General features: G+C 62.0%; 11 protein-coding genes. 9 read left to right on the forward strand and 2 right to left on the reverse strand.

Translation table 11 applies throughout. The annotated features are described in order from the left end of the window. Positions 1–11: 11 nt before the first annotated feature. The 4 genes from ABIE16_RS18350 to ABIE16_RS18365 all read left to right on the forward strand — a co-directional run bounded on the left by ABIE16_RS18350 (position 12) and on the right by ABIE16_RS18365 (position 6142). Positions 12–638 carry a glutathione S-transferase family protein gene (locus tag ABIE16_RS18350; protein WP_090452253.1) on the forward strand — a complete coding sequence of 209 codons (627 nt, stop codon included), beginning with the start codon at positions 12–14 and terminating at the stop codon, positions 636–638. Positions 639–701: 63 nt separating this feature from the next. Next, complete coding sequence (locus tag ABIE16_RS18355) at positions 702–2732, forward strand: pyridoxamine 5'-phosphate oxidase family protein (RefSeq protein WP_218494583.1); 2031 nt, start codon at positions 702–704, stop codon at positions 2730–2732. A gap of 109 nt (positions 2733–2841) precedes the next feature. Next, the gene (locus ABIE16_RS18360; protein ID WP_218494584.1) at positions 2842–4038 is read left to right on the forward strand and encodes a DUF3142 domain-containing protein; all 1197 of its coding nucleotides are present in this window, start codon (positions 2842–2844) and stop codon (positions 4036–4038) included. Next, positions 4025–6142, forward strand: coding sequence for a hypothetical protein (locus tag ABIE16_RS18365; RefSeq protein WP_218494585.1), 2118 nt, complete (start codon positions 4025–4027; stop codon positions 6140–6142). The genes ABIE16_RS18360 and ABIE16_RS18365 overlap by 14 nt, the downstream gene beginning before the upstream one ends. 3 nt (positions 6143–6145) lie before the next feature. Here the strand turns inward: ABIE16_RS18365 and ABIE16_RS18370 are convergent, their stop codons facing one another. Beyond that, the gene (locus ABIE16_RS18370) at positions 6146–6775 is read right to left on the reverse strand and encodes a LysE family translocator (RefSeq protein ID WP_090452245.1); all 630 of its coding nucleotides are present in this window, start codon (positions 6773–6775) and stop codon (positions 6146–6148) included. A 145-nt stretch (positions 6776–6920) separates the two neighbouring features. On the opposite strand from ABIE16_RS18370, the gene ABIE16_RS18375 reads away from it, so the two are divergent. Further along, on the forward strand, positions 6921–7394 hold the full coding sequence (locus ABIE16_RS18375; RefSeq protein WP_007969928.1) for an Lrp/AsnC family transcriptional regulator: 474 nt from the start codon (positions 6921–6923) through the stop codon (positions 7392–7394). 112 nt (positions 7395–7506) lie between these two features. On the opposite strand, the gene lpdA is transcribed toward ABIE16_RS18375, so the two are convergent. After that, positions 7507–8907, reverse strand: coding sequence for a dihydrolipoyl dehydrogenase (gene lpdA / locus ABIE16_RS18380; protein ID WP_429521695.1), 1401 nt, complete (start codon positions 8905–8907; stop codon positions 7507–7509). Between the two features lie 214 nt (positions 8908–9121). On the opposite strand from lpdA, the gene hflK (ABIE16_RS18385) reads away from it, so the two are divergent. Genes hflK (ABIE16_RS18385) through ABIE16_RS18400 form a run of 4 tightly spaced genes read left to right on the forward strand, consistent with a single transcriptional unit; the run spans position 9122 to position 15076 of the window. Further along, a complete protein-coding gene (gene hflK, locus ABIE16_RS18385; protein ID WP_429521787.1) occupies positions 9122–11080 on the forward strand; it encodes a protease modulator HflK in 1959 nt (652 codons plus the stop codon). Then, positions 11077–12114 carry a protease modulator HflC gene (gene hflC / locus ABIE16_RS18390; RefSeq protein WP_429521696.1) on the forward strand — a complete coding sequence of 346 codons (1038 nt, stop codon included), beginning with the start codon at positions 11077–11079 and terminating at the stop codon, positions 12112–12114. Before hflK (ABIE16_RS18385) ends, hflC begins: the two co-directional genes overlap by 4 nt. Further along, a complete protein-coding gene (gene hflK / locus ABIE16_RS18395; RefSeq protein ID WP_154860853.1) occupies positions 12111–13169 on the forward strand; it encodes a protease modulator HflK in 1059 nt (352 codons plus the stop codon). The genes hflC and hflK (ABIE16_RS18395) overlap by 4 nt, the downstream gene beginning before the upstream one ends. After that, positions 13166–15076, forward strand: coding sequence for a heavy metal translocating P-type ATPase (locus ABIE16_RS18400; RefSeq protein ID WP_429521697.1), 1911 nt, complete (start codon positions 13166–13168; stop codon positions 15074–15076). Before hflK (ABIE16_RS18395) ends, ABIE16_RS18400 begins: the two co-directional genes overlap by 4 nt. Positions 15077–15212 lie beyond the last annotated feature (136 nt).

Raw genomic sequence — 15212 nt, forward strand, 5'->3', positions numbered from 1 at the left:
AGGTGTCGACCATGCAAGCGATCAAACTCTACAACTTCCCACGTTCCGGCCACGCTCATCGTGTCGAATTGATGCTGTCCCTGCTGAAACTGCCGACCGAATTGATCTTCGTTGACCTCGCCAAAGGCGAACACAAGCAACCGGCGTTCCTCGCGCTCAATGCTTTCGGTCAGGTGCCGGTGATTGATGATCAGGGCGTGGTGTTGGCCGATTCCAACGCGATTCTGGTTTACCTGGCGCAAAAGTACGGCAACGGTCGCTGGCTACCGGCTGATCCGGTAGGGGCCGCCAAGGTCCAACGCTGGTTGTCGGTGGCTGCCGGTCCGATTGCCTTCGGCCCTGCCCGGGCAAGATTGATTACTGTGTTCGGCGCGCCTTACAACGCTGCAGAAGTGATTGCCTATGCCCATACCGTACTCAAGGTAATCGATCACGAATTGGCCGATACGCCGTATCTTGCCGGCACTGATCCGACGATTGCCGACGTCGCCGCCTACAGCTACATCGCCCATGCGCCTGAGGGCAATGTGTCGCTGGACGAGTACACCAACATTCGTGCCTGGCTGGCCCGCATCGAAGCCTTGCCGGGTTTTGTCGGCATGCCGCGCACCGTCGCCGGCCTGCAAAAAACCGCCTGATGCTGGTGGCCCGGTGTTGCCGGGCCGCCCCGTTCTGCGCCACAGGCGCAAGGGAGCAGCCGTATGGACCGTTCACCCTGGCATGCCGGCGAGAAACAATTGCAGGCGCATGTGGGCGTTGCCGAACGAATGGAGGCGTTCGGTCGTAAGGTGATTCGCAGCGAGATGCCGGACCAGCACCGCACCTTCTATCAACAATTGCCGTTCATGCTGTACGCAGCGGTGGATGCCGACGGTCATCCCTGGGCCAGTGTCCTTGAAGGCCAGCCCGGTTTCGCACACTCGCCAGAACCTGGTTTGCTGCAATTTCGCAGTCTGCCGGCCTTTGATGATCCCGCGCAGTTGAGCGAAGGCTCGGCCATCGGACTGCTGGGCATCGAGTTGCACACCCGCCGCCGCAACCGCATCAATGGGCATGTCAGTGCCATGACCATGGATGGTTTCGCGGTGACGGTGGACCAGTCCTTCGGCAATTGCCCGCAGTACATTCAGTTGCGCCAGTTTCGCTCGGTGCCGCTGACCTATCCTGCGACCCGTGCCGCCCAGCATTTCGGCGAACTGGATGACGCGAGCAAAGCCATGATCGCCGAGGCGGACACCTTTTTCGTTGCCAGTTATGTGGACGTCGACGGTGAACGTTCGGTGGATGTTTCTCACCGCGGCGGTCAGGCCGGTTTCGTACAGGTGGAAGGCAATCGCCTGACCATTCCGGATTTCGCCGGCAACCTGCATTTCAACACCTTGGGCAACCTGCTGCTCAATCCCCGGGCCGGGTTGTTGTTCATCGATTTCAATACCGGTGATTTGCTGCAACTCAGTGGGCGCACCGAAATCATCCTGGACGGTCCTCAGGTCGAGGCGTTCCAGGGGGCCGAGCGCCTGTGGACGATCGATGTCGAGCAAGTGGTACGTCGTCCGGCTGCCCTGTCGTTGCGCTGGCGCTTCGACGGCGTTTCACCCACCAGTTTGCTCACCGGTACCTGGGAGCAGGCCAAGGCGCGTTTGCAGGCCAAGGCCCTGGGCGATCAGTGGCGGCCGTTGCGGGTGACGCGGATTGAAGCGCAAAGCCACAGCATTCGCTCGCTTTACCTGGAGCCCGCCGACGGAGCGGGGTTGCCACTGTTCCAGGCCGGGCAGCATTTGCCTTTGCGCTTCAACATTGATGGCGATGTGCATATCCGCACGTACAGTTTATCGAGCGCACCGTCCGATGATTTTTTCCGCATCAGCGTGAAGCGTGACGGACGGGTGTCTACGCATTTGCATGAGCAGATTCGTGTCGGCGACCTGCTGGAGGCGCGGGCGCCGCAAGGGCATCTCACCGTGGCGCCCCATGAGCGTCGACCCTTGGTGTTGTTGGCGGCCGGGGTCGGCATCACGCCGCTGTTATCGATGCTGCGGGAAGTGGTTTACCAAGGGTTACGCACCCGCCGTATCCGGCCGATATGGTTCATCCAGAGTTCGCGCACGCTGGCTGACCAGCCATTTCGCCGCGAACTGGATCGCTTGCTCGAGGATGCCGGTGACGCGGTGCGGGTAGTGCGTTTGCTCAGTCAACCGGAAGCCGAGGCGATACAAGGAGAGGACTTCGACCTCAGTGGACGGATCGACGTCGCGCTGCTCAAGGATCTGCTGACAGTCGAGGACTACGATCAGCCGGATTTTGTGGTCTGCGGTCCCGGGAGTTTTACCCAGGCGTTGTACGACGGCTTGCGCGAGTTGGACATTCGCGATTCGCGGATTCACGCCGAAACCTTCGGCCCGTCCACCTTGCGCCGGCGACCGGACCCCGATGCGGTGGTCATCGAACAACCGCCAGCCGCCACCACGTCCGTGCCCGTGGTGTTCCAGCGTTCGGCCAAGGAGGCGCGCTGGCAGCCAGACGGCGGCAGTTTGCTGGAGTTGGCGGAAAGCCGTGGCCTGCGCCCGGAATTCAGTTGTCGCGGCGGCTCCTGCGGCACCTGCAAAACGCGCTTGATCAGCGGTCAGGTGCATTACCCACTGCCGCCAGCGGAGGTGCCGGATGATGGACAGGTGCTGATTTGCTGTGCGATTCCGGCGCAGGGCGCGCAACCGCTGGTACTCGATATCTGAATATCATTTCAGGCGAACATTGCCCGCCGGTCGATGGCTGGGTAGGGTAGTGAGCAGAACGAAAAAGGGCCGCAGAGGCCCTTTCTGCATTTCAGGAACAGGCGTTTCAATGGTTTTTTTCACTCGCTCGATGGTCTTGCTGATGGCGCTGGCGCTCACCACCGGTTGCGAAAGACAGGATGCACCGCCGCTGGATCAACAGCTTTACGTCTGGCAGCGGCAGTGGACGCCGGCCCACGACGCTGCCCTCAGGGATAGCCGCGCCGACTTTTCGACGTTGCGGGTGCTGGCCTTGCAGGCCTTTCCAAACGCGGGCTGGAGTCGGGCCCGGATTGACCCGGCACTGCTCAAGCGCGATGGCCGGCCGGTGATTGCGGTGATTCGCCTGGATGGGCAGCTCAAGGCGCTGGATCAGGATGAGATCACAGCGCAAATCCGGCAGGTGATCGGCGACTGGCAGGGACAGGGGCTGAACCTCGCCGGGGTGGAAATCGACCACGATGCCGGTAATGCCCGACTACCGGCCTACCGCCAATTTCTCGCGCAGTTGCGCGGAGCATTGCCGACTTCGCTGGTACTGAGCATCACCGCGTTGCCATCCTGGCTCGACAGCCGCGAACTGCCGGCGCTGTTATCCACAGTCGACAGCAGTGTGTTGCAGGTGCACGCGGTGAGCGATCCGCGTCGTGGCTTGTTCGATGCGGATCAGGCTCGGCAATGGGCGAAGGCCTGGAGCCGTATCACGACGAAACCGTTCTATCTGGCGCTGCCGGCCTATGGCGTGGCGTTGCTGCCCTCGGCGGGTGGCGCGCCCGTTGTGGAAAGCGAAGTGACGGTGGAGCGTGAAGGACTGCGTCGGGAATTACTTGCCGACCCTCAGTCATTGCACACCCTCGGCACCGAGTTGCGTGCCGATCCACCGAAACATCTGGCGGGCCTGATCTGGTTTCGCCTGCCATTGGCCAACGACCGTCGGGCCTGGAGCTTGACCACTTTGCTCGCCGTGGCGCGTGGTGATGTCCTCGACAGTCAATTGAAACTGAAACTCTCGGCCGACAATGGCCTCTATGACATCGGCATCAGCAACCAGGGCAATCTCGACAGCGCCTGGCCCGAACGCCTGACACTGGCGGTCAGCGGTTGTGAGGGGGCCGATGCCTTGGCCGGTTACGCGTTGCAACAGCGTCCGGATCTGCTTACCTTCACCCGCCTGCGTGATGGCCGAATACCGGCCGGCGGGCAGCGTGCCGTTGGTTGGGCTCGCTGCGCACACATTGATCAAGGAGGTTCGAATGTTCACCCGTAACTGGCCGCGTCATTTGCTTTGCCTGAGCCTCAGCCTGCCGCTGGGTTCGGCACTGGCCTGCGGCCCGGACTTCCCCATGCGCCTGCTGGATAACCGCGGCCAGTCGCTGGCGGAACTGCCGGAAGGCAACTTCAGCTTCGAAATCAGCCGCCTCGGCCACGCCATCAACGGGTTGAAGAACGTCACCGCTGGCGTTGACTACACGGATGTACCTGACGCTGTAGCGCTGCGCGATCAAGCCGAGCAGGCGGGACTTTCCGCCGAGCAACAGGTGCTGGTGAAACACTTGCGCAGCCTGACCGATGCCCGCCAGGTTGAAAGCGAGGGCGCGCAACTGCCGCCTGAGCTCAGGTTGTACCTGGCCGGCGCTGTGGCATTTGCCGCGGGTGATCCTGCCTTGGCCGCCGGGTATTTCAAGAAAGTGCTGGCCCTGCCCGCAGAGCAACGGGCCTCGCGCAGTACCTGGGCGGCTTACTCGTTGGGTCGAGCGTTGTTCGTCATGAGCGCCGAAGCCAATGCGGCTCCGGATCTGCTCGAACAATCCCGCGACGCCTTCGAGCAAACCCGGCAACTGAGCATCGACGGCTTCAGTGATCCACTGGAACTGGGTGTCGCGAGCCTCGGTGAAGAAGCCCGGGTGGTGCGCACCGCTGGCGACTGGAACCGCGCCATCGAGTTGTACGCCACGCAGAATCTGCACGGCTCCGCGGTGGGCTACACCTCGTTGAAGCTGTTGATGGCGGACCTGATGACGCTGCCGGATGATCAAGTGGCCGAATTGCTCAAGGGCCAGCCAGTGCAGCAATTGGTGACAGCATCGCTGATCAGTCGGTTGGGGTGGTCGTTCGGTGATCAACCGCCCAACGAACAGAAAATGATCAAGCTGCTGCAAAACAGTACCCGTGGCAGTCTCGAAAACGCCGACCGCCTGGCGGCGATGAATTATCAACAGGGTGATTACGCCAGCGCCAAGGCTTTCCTCGAACAGGCTGGCGATGGTGGGTTGGCCTGGTGGTTGCGGGCGAAACTGGCGGTGCGCGAGGGCGATAAGAGCGCGGCCGCCGCAGCCTATGCCAAAGCGGCGCAGGCCTTCCCGCAGAATGAATCCTGGGGCGAGCGCCGCACACCGGACTTCGATTACGAAACGCTCCAGCCCAAATGCCGGGTCGAGGGTGAAAGTGCGATCCTGGCCCTGCAACGCGGGGATTACCTGCAAGCCTTCGATCAGCTGTATCGCAGCCAGAGCATCTACTGGTTCGACGCCGCCACCGTTGCCGAGCGCGTGTTGACCCTCGAAGAACTCAAGCACTACGTAGACACTCAAGTGCCGGCCCCGCCGCTGCTCAGCCAACAGGACCGCGACAACTACGTGCCCTTGCCGGTGGCGGCGAGCCTGCGCAATCTGCTGGGCCGTCGGCTGTTGCGCGAGGGACATTACGAGCAGGCGCCGGCGTACTTCGACAATGACGGCTTGCGGCACAAGGCAAAGCTGTATAGCGAGCAACGTCTGGCGGCTGATTCAGCCTGGTGGCCGACCCGTCGCGCCGCTGCTCTGTTCAATGCGGCCTGGACGGCACGCGAGTGGGGCATGGACATTCTGGGCTATGAAATGGCGCCGGATTACGCCACGTTCGGCGGTAACTACATTCTCGAAAACACCGAACTCAAGGTCGGTCCTTTGGTGGCCGAGGACGAAGTGAAGCGCCAGCAGGCCAGCGCTGCCCAGCCTGATCAGCGTTATCACTATCGCTTCGTGGCCACCGCGCTGGCGAGCAAGGCGGCGGATAACTTGCCTCACACCAGTCAGGCGTTTGCGGCGGTGCTGTGCGAGGCGTCGGGGTGGAACAGCAGCCTCGAAGAGCAAAGTGCGATATATCAGCGTTATGTCAAAGAAGGGCCTTACGTGGAATGGGCCGCCGATTTCGGCCACCAGTGCCCGTACCCCGACTTCGAAAACGCCGACAAACGCTACGTGACCCAAGTGACCGACGCTGCGCGTTCGGCCTTGCGACCGTACAAGATGCCTTTACAGGTTGGTAGCGTAGTGGTGTTCGCGGCAGCGGCGCTGTTGATGTTCAAACGCCGCCGCCGCAAGGCGCAGTGAGGTTCAAGCCTGTTGCACAAAGGTCAGCCGCACAGCGAAACCGATCAACAGGCTGCCGAACAACCATTGTTGCAGGCGCTGGGCTGAGGGGCTGCTTTGCAGCCAACGGCCGAGTGCGGCGCCGACCAGGGCGTATGCGCTGTCGAACAGCAACCCGACACTAACCAGCACCACGCCCAAGGTCGCAAATTGCCCGAGCACCGGCCCAGACTGTGGGTCGATGAATTGCGGTAGCAGCACCGAGCAGAACAGCAGTGCCTTGGGATTGAGCAGGTTGGTCAGCAGTCCGCGTCGGATGGCTGCGCCCCAGCGCGGTTTTTCGCCGGTTGTGTCGGCGCTGGTGAGGCTCGGCAGCATCGTGGTTCGCAGGCACTGAATGCCGATCCACAGCAGGTACGCGGCACCGGCCAGGCGTACCACGTCGAAGGTCCAGGGTGCTGCCTTGAACAGTGCCGCCAGCCCCAGCGCCGCCAATGCCACATGGCAACCCCGGGCAATGCCCAGGCCCACGGCCGTGGCCAGCGCAGCGCCTTTGCCTTGGCGGGCACCGGTCTGCAACAGCAGGATCATGTCGGGCCCCGGCAACAGGTAGACCACCGCTAGTGCCATGAAAAACAGCCAGAGACCTTGCATGTTGCACCCCATTCGTTGTCGATTTGGTCGTGCCAGTCTAGGGCTGAAGGGCGGGGCAGGTGCTTGCGTTGTCAGCTTCTATCGGGTCATGTATTGGCATAATCTGCCACTTAATCAAGATTGAACCATCAGGATCTGCCAAACCATGAAACTCGACGCCTACGACCGCAAGATTCTCGCCGCACTGCAACGGGATGGCCGCTTGAGCAATGTGCAACTGGCAGACGAGATCGGCCTGTCGGCATCGCCTTGCTTGCGCCGGGTTCGGATGCTTGAAGAGGCGGGGGTGATTCGCGGCTACCAGGCCAATCTGGATCGCGACGAAGTGGGGTTGGGGCTGACGGTGTTTGTCGGGGTCAAGGTCGAGCGTCATAACGATGAGCAAGCAGAAGCCTTCCGCCTGGCGGTGACGGCATTGCCGGAGGTGATTTCGGCGTTTCTGGTGTCGGGAGAGTCGGATTTTCTGCTGCAGGTAGTGGTGCCGGACTTGCGTGCCTATGACCGGTTTCTCACCGGGCGTTTGCTGAAGTTGCCGGGTGTGAGCGACATCCGCAGCAACTTTGCGATTCACACGGTGAAGGCGCCGGGGGCGTTGCCGTTGGAGCATTTGCCGCTGTAGACCGAGTTGCCTGCCATCGCGAGCAAGCTCGCTCCCACAGGTACAGCGCAAACCATGTGGGAGCGAGCCTGCTCGCGAAGGCGATCGATCTGTCACCCAAGTCCTCTGGGTCTTACATCTGCGTCGCCATCCCCTCCACATTCATCGCCGCCTGGCGCAAGGCCTCGGAGCGAGTCGGGTGTGGATGGCAGGTCAGGGCGATGTCCTCGGCCGAGGCGCTGAACTCCATGGCCACGCAATACTCGCCAATCATTTCACTGACGCTCGGACCAACCAGATGCACGCCGAGGACTTCGTCCGTGCGTTCATCGGCCAGCACTTTGGCGAAGCCTTCGGTCTCGTGGTTGATCTTCGCCCGGCTGTTGGCGGTAAAGGGAAACTTGCCGACCTTGTACGCCCGACCTTCAGCCTTGAGCTGCTCTTCGGTTTTGCCGACGCTGGCCAGCTCCGGTTTGGTGTAGACCACACTGGGGATCAGGTTGTAATTGACCTCGCCAGCCTTGCCGACCATCTGCTCGACGCAGGCCATGGCTTCGTCCTCGGCCTTGTGGGCGAGCATGGGGCCGGAGGTCACGTCACCAATCACCCAGATCCCGGCGGCTTCGGTGCGATGTCCTTTGTTGGCGAGCATGCCGTGCTTGTCCGTGGCGAGGCCGACGTTCTCCAGGCCCAGGCCCTGTGTATAAGGTCGGCGCCCGATGGCCACCAATACGTAATCCGCTTCCAGTAGCTCGGCGGCACCGCCTGCGGCAGGCTCGATGCTGAGCTGCACGCCGGTGGCGGAGGAGGTGGCGCTGGTCACTTTTGAACTCAATTTGAAACTCAAGCCTTGTTTGCTCAGGGAGCGCTGCAGGGTTTTGCCGGCTTCGATGTCCACACCGGGGCAGATCCGGTCGAGAAACTCGACCACCGTTACCTGTGCCCCAAGGCGTCGCCAGACCGAACCCAGCTCCAGGCCGATCACGCCAGCGCCGATCACCACCAGATGCTTGGGCACCTCGGTCAGCGCCAGGGCACCGGTGGAGTCGAGGATGCGTTTGTTATCGATATCCACGCCGGGCAGGGGAGTGGGCTCGGAACCGGTGGCGATGATGATGTCCCTGGCACTTAGTTCGGTCTTGCCGCCGGCGCTATCGGTCACCGTGACTTTGCCCGGCCCGTCGATGTGGCCCCATCCTCTGATCCAGTCGACCTTGTTCTTACGGAAAAGAAACTCGATGCCTTTGGTCAGCCCGGTAACGCTTTCATCCTTTTGCTTCATCATCTGGTTGAGGTTGAGCACGGGTTTGACTTCGATCCCCAGATTGGCGAATTCCGCGCCCGTGGCCGCGTCGTACAGTTCGGAGGCATGCAGCAACGCCTTGGATGGCATGCAACCGACGTTCAGGCAGGTGCCGCCAAGTGTGGCGCGTCCTTCCACGCAGGCAGCTTTCAGACCCAGTTGTCCGGCGCGGATCGCCGCGTTGTAACCGCCGGGGCCACCGCCGAGTATCACGACGTCATAAGTGCTCATGGATGTACTCCTGGATCGAATGGGGAAGGGATGGGTAAAAGTAGTTCCTGAGTAAAATTACGAACGTAATATGTGCGTTCTGCCGCATTTCGGTCAAGGCTTCAGCCAAGCGACAGGTTGGGCATCTTTAGATAGCGCGCTCGAGTACGAAAATTTCACCATTTTCGTTATATCGTAACGAATTGCCATGCAAGCGAAGACACTCTGGGGTGGTATGCAAGTCGATCTCGATGTTGATGAAACGCCGTTAGCCGGGTTGCCGCGCTTTCAGCAGGCGTTCATTCAAGGGCGGCGTTTGCGCCAGTTCGCCATCGGTGCGGGCGTGCTCGCGACGGTAGGTGTGCTGCTGGCGTTTTTTGCCGGGCTGTTTGCATCGCAAACACTGTGGCCGGCGTTGCTGCTGAACCTGAGCGCGGCGTCTGTGGTGTTGATGGCCGGTTTGCAATCGGCCTGGTGGGTGGCCCAGTGGCGTGCTCGCGCCATGAACCCCGTGGGGAAGGTGATTGCTGTCGACGAATCTGTCGCGCCTTCGGGGTGGTATGAGCGTTTGCTGGACCGGATCAGCCTGCAATCGCAGCACCTGCTTGGGCAAATCGGCGCGCCAACGCTGTGGCTTGTTAGCTGGGCATTGTTGGCGGTATTGGGCGTCGAACAGGCCTGGAACCTCACATTGCCCCCGGCAGCACTGGGGCTGGCAGCCAATGTCGGGGCAGCGTGCTTCTTGCTGTTGGCGTTCGGCCTGTTGGTGATGGAGCGTCATCTGGCGCAGGAAAACACCGCGCAATGGCCTGAAGCCGCCACGTTGGCGCAATTGATCCGTGTGGCGATCATCAGCCTGGCGCTCGGTGCTTTTTGTCTGTTGTTTGCCGATGAAACCTCGGTATGGCCCGTACGCCTGGCGGTGTTGATTGGACTGCTGCCGGGGCTGGTGGCGGCAGAACTGTTGCTGCGCGCGGTGTTGTCATTGTTCAGCCCGCGCCGTGAACGTCTTGAGCCAGAGCTACTGGCGCGCAGTTTTATCGCTGACATGTTGCGCTGGCCGCCACAGCCATTGCTGGCGTTGCAGCACGAATTGCATAACCGCTTCGGCATCGATCTGCGGCAGATCTGGGCCTTCAGTTACATGCGTCGGGCCTTCCTGCCGGTGTTGGCGGTGGTTGCACTTGTTGGCTGGTCGCTGACCGGCATTCACGAAATTGCCCTGCAAGAGCGTGGCATCTACGAACGATTCGGTAAGCCAGTGGAGGTGTTTGGCCCAGGTTTGCATATGGGGTTGCCTTGGCCATTGGGCCGGGTGTTGAGCGTCGAGAATGGCGTGGTACACGAGTTGGCCACCAGTGTTGGCGAAACCACGGCCCCTGATCAGGCAGACCCCGCTGAAGGCCCGGCCCCGGCAGTTGCCAATCGTCTGTGGGACGCCAGCCACGTGAACGACAAATCCCAGGTGATCGCCAGCAGCCGAGCCGACAAGCAGAGCTTTCAGATCGTCAACATGGACGTGCGCTTCGTCTATCGCATTGGTTTGAGCGATGAGGCGGCGTTGGCTGCGACCTATAACAGTGCCGATGTACCGATGTTGATTCGCAGCACCGCCAGCCGAATCCTGGTTCACGACTTCGCCTCGCGCACCCTCGACGGATTGCTTGGCGAGGACAGGGTAGGGCTGGCTGAAGAGATCGGCCGCGCGGTTCAGGCGGACCTGCAAAAACTCGACAGCGGCGTGGAAATTCTCGCCACGGTGGTCGAGGCGATTCACCCTCCGGCCGGTGCAGCCAATGCCTATCACGGCGTGCAAGCGGCGCAGATTGGCGCGCAAGCCTTGATCGCCCGTGAACGTGGCGCCGCTGCCGAAGCTACCAATCAGGCGCAGTTGCAAGCCAGCATCGCCCGCGATCAGGCGACGGCCAGCGCCCGCGAAATCAATGCTGGCGCCCAGGCAGCGGACCTGAAATTCAACGCCGAACAGAAAGCCTATGCCAGCGCCGGTCAGGCCTTTGTGCTGGAACAGTATTTCAGCCAGCTATCCCAGGGTTTGGCCAATGCCAGATTGCTGGTTCTCGATCATCGTCTGGGCGGCAGCAGCAATGCGCCGACTATCGACCTCCGTACGTTCACGCTGCCGGTTGACCCTGCGCCGTCGCGTAAAACCGCTCAGCCAGGAGCTGCCAATTGAGCCAGTCCCATACTCACGATCACGATGACCACGCCGGCCACGATCACGGCCATGGCGGGCACCATCACCACGGCCATCATCATCACGGCGATCCGCAGGAGGCCGGTCCATTCCCATGGCGTCGGATGGGGTGGGCGGCATTGCTGGTGGCGTTTGCGGTCGCCGCCGCGAGCCTGGTGCAGGTGCGCTCGGGTGAGGCCACGGTGATCACGCGCTTCGGCAACCCCTCACGGGTCTTGCTGGAGCCGGGACTGGGCTGGCGCTGGCCGGCACCGTTCGAAGCAGCGATCCCTGTGGATCTGCGGTTGCGTACCACGTCCAGCGGTTTGCAGGATGTCGGCACACGGGACGGTCTGCGCATCATCATTCAGGCCTATGTGGTGTGGCAGGTGCAGGGCGATCCGGACAATGTGCAACGTTTCATGCGGGCGGTGCAGAACCAGCCCGATGAAGCCGCGCGGCAGATTCGCACCTTTGTCGGCTCCGCGCTGGAAACCACCGCCAGCAGTTTTGATCTGGCGAACCTGGTCAATACAGATGCCAGCCAGGTACGCATCGCCGATTTCGAAACACAACTGCGCAAGCAAATAGATCAGCAGCTGCTCACCACTTATGGTGTGCGCGTGTTGCAGGTCGGTATCGAGCGATTGACGCTGCCTTCGGTGACGCTCACCGCGACAGTCGACCGGATGCGTGCCGAGCGCGAAACCATCGCTACTGAGCGCACGGCCATCGGCAAGCGTGAAGCCGCGCAAATTCGTTCCGCCGCCGAGCGTGATGCGCGAATTTTGCAGGCCGATGCCACGGTGAAAGCAGCAGATATCGAAGCGCAATCGCGCGTCGAAGCGGCGCAGATTTATGGCCGCGCCTACGCGCAATCGCCGCAGCTCTACAACCTGCTGCGCTCGCTCGACACCTTGGGGACGGTGGTGACGCCAGGAACCAAGCTGATTCTGCGTACCGACGCCGCACCGTTCCGGGTCTTGGTTGACGGTCCGCCGAGCCTCGACAACAAATCCGGATCGCAGCCATGAGTTTGGTTCCACGTGGAACAAATGAGTTGAGCAGCCCCTGGATTCAGGCCGGGCGCTTGGCGTTTCTCGCCCTTTACGCGGTGACGGTGTTGGCGGCATTGGCGTGGGCGTTTTCCAATGTGCGGCAGATTGATCCGCAGAATCGCGCAGTGGTTTTGCATTTCGGCGCGCTGGATCGCATTCAGAATGCCGGGCTGTTATTGGCCTGGCCACAACCGTTCGAGCAGGTGATTTTGTTGCCGGCGGCGGATCGGGTGATCGAGCGCCGAGTGGAGGGCTTGTTGCGCAGTGGTGCCGCGATGCAGGCAGATCGCGTGGCCAGTTTTGCCACGCCCATCAGCGATGCCCTCGCAGGCTCCGGCTATCTGTTAACGGGTGATGCCGGTGTGGTGCAACTGGATGTGCGGGTTTTCTACAAAGTCACCGAGCCCTATGCATTCGTGCTTCAAGGCGAACACGTGTTGCCGGCACTGGATCGTCTGGTGACCCGCAGTGCGGTCGCGCTCACGGCCGCACGGGATCTGGACACTATCCTGGTCGCTCGCCCGGAATTGATCGGCGCTGATAGCCAGGCGGCGGAACGGCGCGAGCGCTTGCGAGGCGATCTGGTGCAGGGCATCAATCAACGGCTGGCCGAACTCACGGCAACAGGGCAAGGCTTGGGGATCGAAGTGGCGCGAGTGGATGTGCAATCGAGTTTGCCCAGCCCTGCGGTGAACGCTTTCAACGCGGTACTGACGGCCAGCCAGCAAGCCGATAAGGCCGTCGCCAATGCGCAAACCGAAGCCGAGAAGTTGACGCAGACCGCCAACGAGCAAGCCGACCGTACGCTGCAAGTGGCCCATGCCCAGGCGAGCGAGCGACTGGCCAAAGCCTCGGCAGATACCGCCACAGTGTTGAGCCTGGCCAAGGCACAGCAGCAGGGGACTGACCCGCAAATGCTGCTGCGCATCTATCGCGAGCGGATGCCGAAGATCCTCGGCCAGGCCGGCTCCGTCACGACGGTCGACCCTAAAGACGATTCCCGCCTGATCATTCAGGGAGCTGCACAATGACCGCTCAAACCGCCGCCGTACCGAGCCTGTTGTCATCGGCCGAACAGCGCCGCGCCGCGCGCCAGTTGACCCTGGCCATGCTCGCGTTGGGCCTGCTCGCGCTGGGCTTGATCTGGCGTTGGCTGGCGCCGGAGCAGACTGGTGTCAGTCAACTGCTACTGGGTTTTGCCTCGTTGCTGGTCGCCGTTCCGGTCATGCGTTCAGCCTGGTACAGCCTGCGCTATCCAAGCCTGCACGGCATCACCGATCAATTGATCGCCCTGGCCATGCTGGGTGCCTGGGCCACCGGGGATCTGCTGACGGCGGCTCTGTTGCCGATCATCATGATCTTCGGGCACGTGCTGGAGGAGCGCAGCGTGATCGGTTCCCAGGAGGCGATTCACGCCCTCGGCAAACTGACCCGCAGCCACGCGCGCAAGGTTCAGGCGGACGGCTCCATCATCGAAGTCGACAACGGTACGCTCAAGGCGGGCGACTTGGTCGAGGTACGCGCCGGGGACAGGGTGCCCGCGGATGGCCGGGTGTTATCCGGCCAGGCCAGCCTGGACACCGCCTCCATTACCGGCGAATCGGTACCGATGGAGGCGGGCGTCGGCATGTCGGTGTTCGGCGGCGCGATCAACCTCGACGGTCTGCTACGGATCGAAGTGACCCGCACCGGCCAGGAATCGACCCTCGGCAAAGTCATCGCCCTGATGCAAAACGCCGAGCGCTCGAAACCGCCGATCACTCGTCTGCTGGAGCGTTGCGCGGGCAGCTATATGGTGCTGGTGTTGCTGCTGGCGGCGGTGACCTGGTTCATCACCAACAACGCTCAAGCGATGCTCGCGGTGTTGGTGGCGGCCTGTCCTTGTGCGCTGGTGTTGTCGGCGCCGGCCACGGCGATTGCCGGGGTGGCGGTAGCGGCACGCCACGGGATTCTGATTCGCAGTTCTGCGTTCCTTGAAGAGTTGGCGGACCTGACTTCGCTGGTGGTCGACAAGACCGGGACGCTGACCTTCGGCACCTTGCGGCTGCAATCCATCGACAGTCCGCTGGAGGATCGCAGTCATGTATTGAAGCTCGCCGCCAGCCTTGGCTCGGCCAGCAGTCATCCGGTCAGTCGTGCTCTCGCGGGGTTGGTGACCCAGGAGCATTTCCTGCTGCTTACTGACATCCATGAGCGCCAGGGCCTGGGCGTGGTGGCGATGACCGGGCAGGGCGAAGCGGCGCTCGGCCGGCCGGAGCTGTTCGCGCAATTGGGCATCAGTACAACGGAGGTTCCCGATCACGACGGTCCGATTGCCGGGCTGGCGCTCAACGGTGAATTTCTCGCCTGGTTGTTGTTGGCCGACAGCGTCAAACCCGAGGCGCAATTTGCCTTGGGTGAGTTGCGCGACCTCGGGTTGGGTCGCCAGTTGTTGCTCACCGGTGACCGGCACAGCGTCGCACAAACGCTCGCCCGGGATGTCGGGATCAGTGATGTCGAAGCGCAGGCCCTGCCCGAAGACAAACTGAAGCGTGTGCTCAAGGAAATCGACAGCGGTTTCCGGCCGATGGTGGTCGGCGATGGGATCAACGATTCCCTGGCCCTCAAGGCTGGCGTGGTGGGTGTCGCCATGGGCGCGGGCGGTGCGGACATCGCCCTGGCATCGGCGGATATCGTGCTGATCGGCAGTGACCTGCGCCGCCTCGGTACTTGCGTGCGCCTGAGTCGTCAGTGCCGCCAAACGTTACAGGTGAATGTGATCATCGGGCTAGGCTGGACCCTGGCGATCGTGGCCTTCGCCGCGTTCGGCTGGCTTGGCGCTGCCGGGGCGATGATTGCGGCGTTGCTGCACAACCTCAGCACCTTGCTGGTGTTGGGCAATGCCGGTCGTTTGCTGCGGTTCCAGGAGCCACTGCTCAAGCTCAAGGATGAAGCCTGAAGGCGAATGCTCTAAACCGGGCAATCACGGTGGGCTTCAACTTTTTAGAACTGTGCGCCCGGTTCGTAGTCTTTGAAGATGAGGGCACATCATTTTGTGCGTTCGCGGCGGCCGGTTCTGGCGTCGCGAATCATTG

It is taken from the genome of Pseudomonas sp. 2725, assembly GCF_050434585.1.
In the GTDB taxonomy this organism is placed as follows: domain Bacteria; phylum Pseudomonadota; class Gammaproteobacteria; order Pseudomonadales; family Pseudomonadaceae; genus Aquipseudomonas; species Aquipseudomonas jessenii.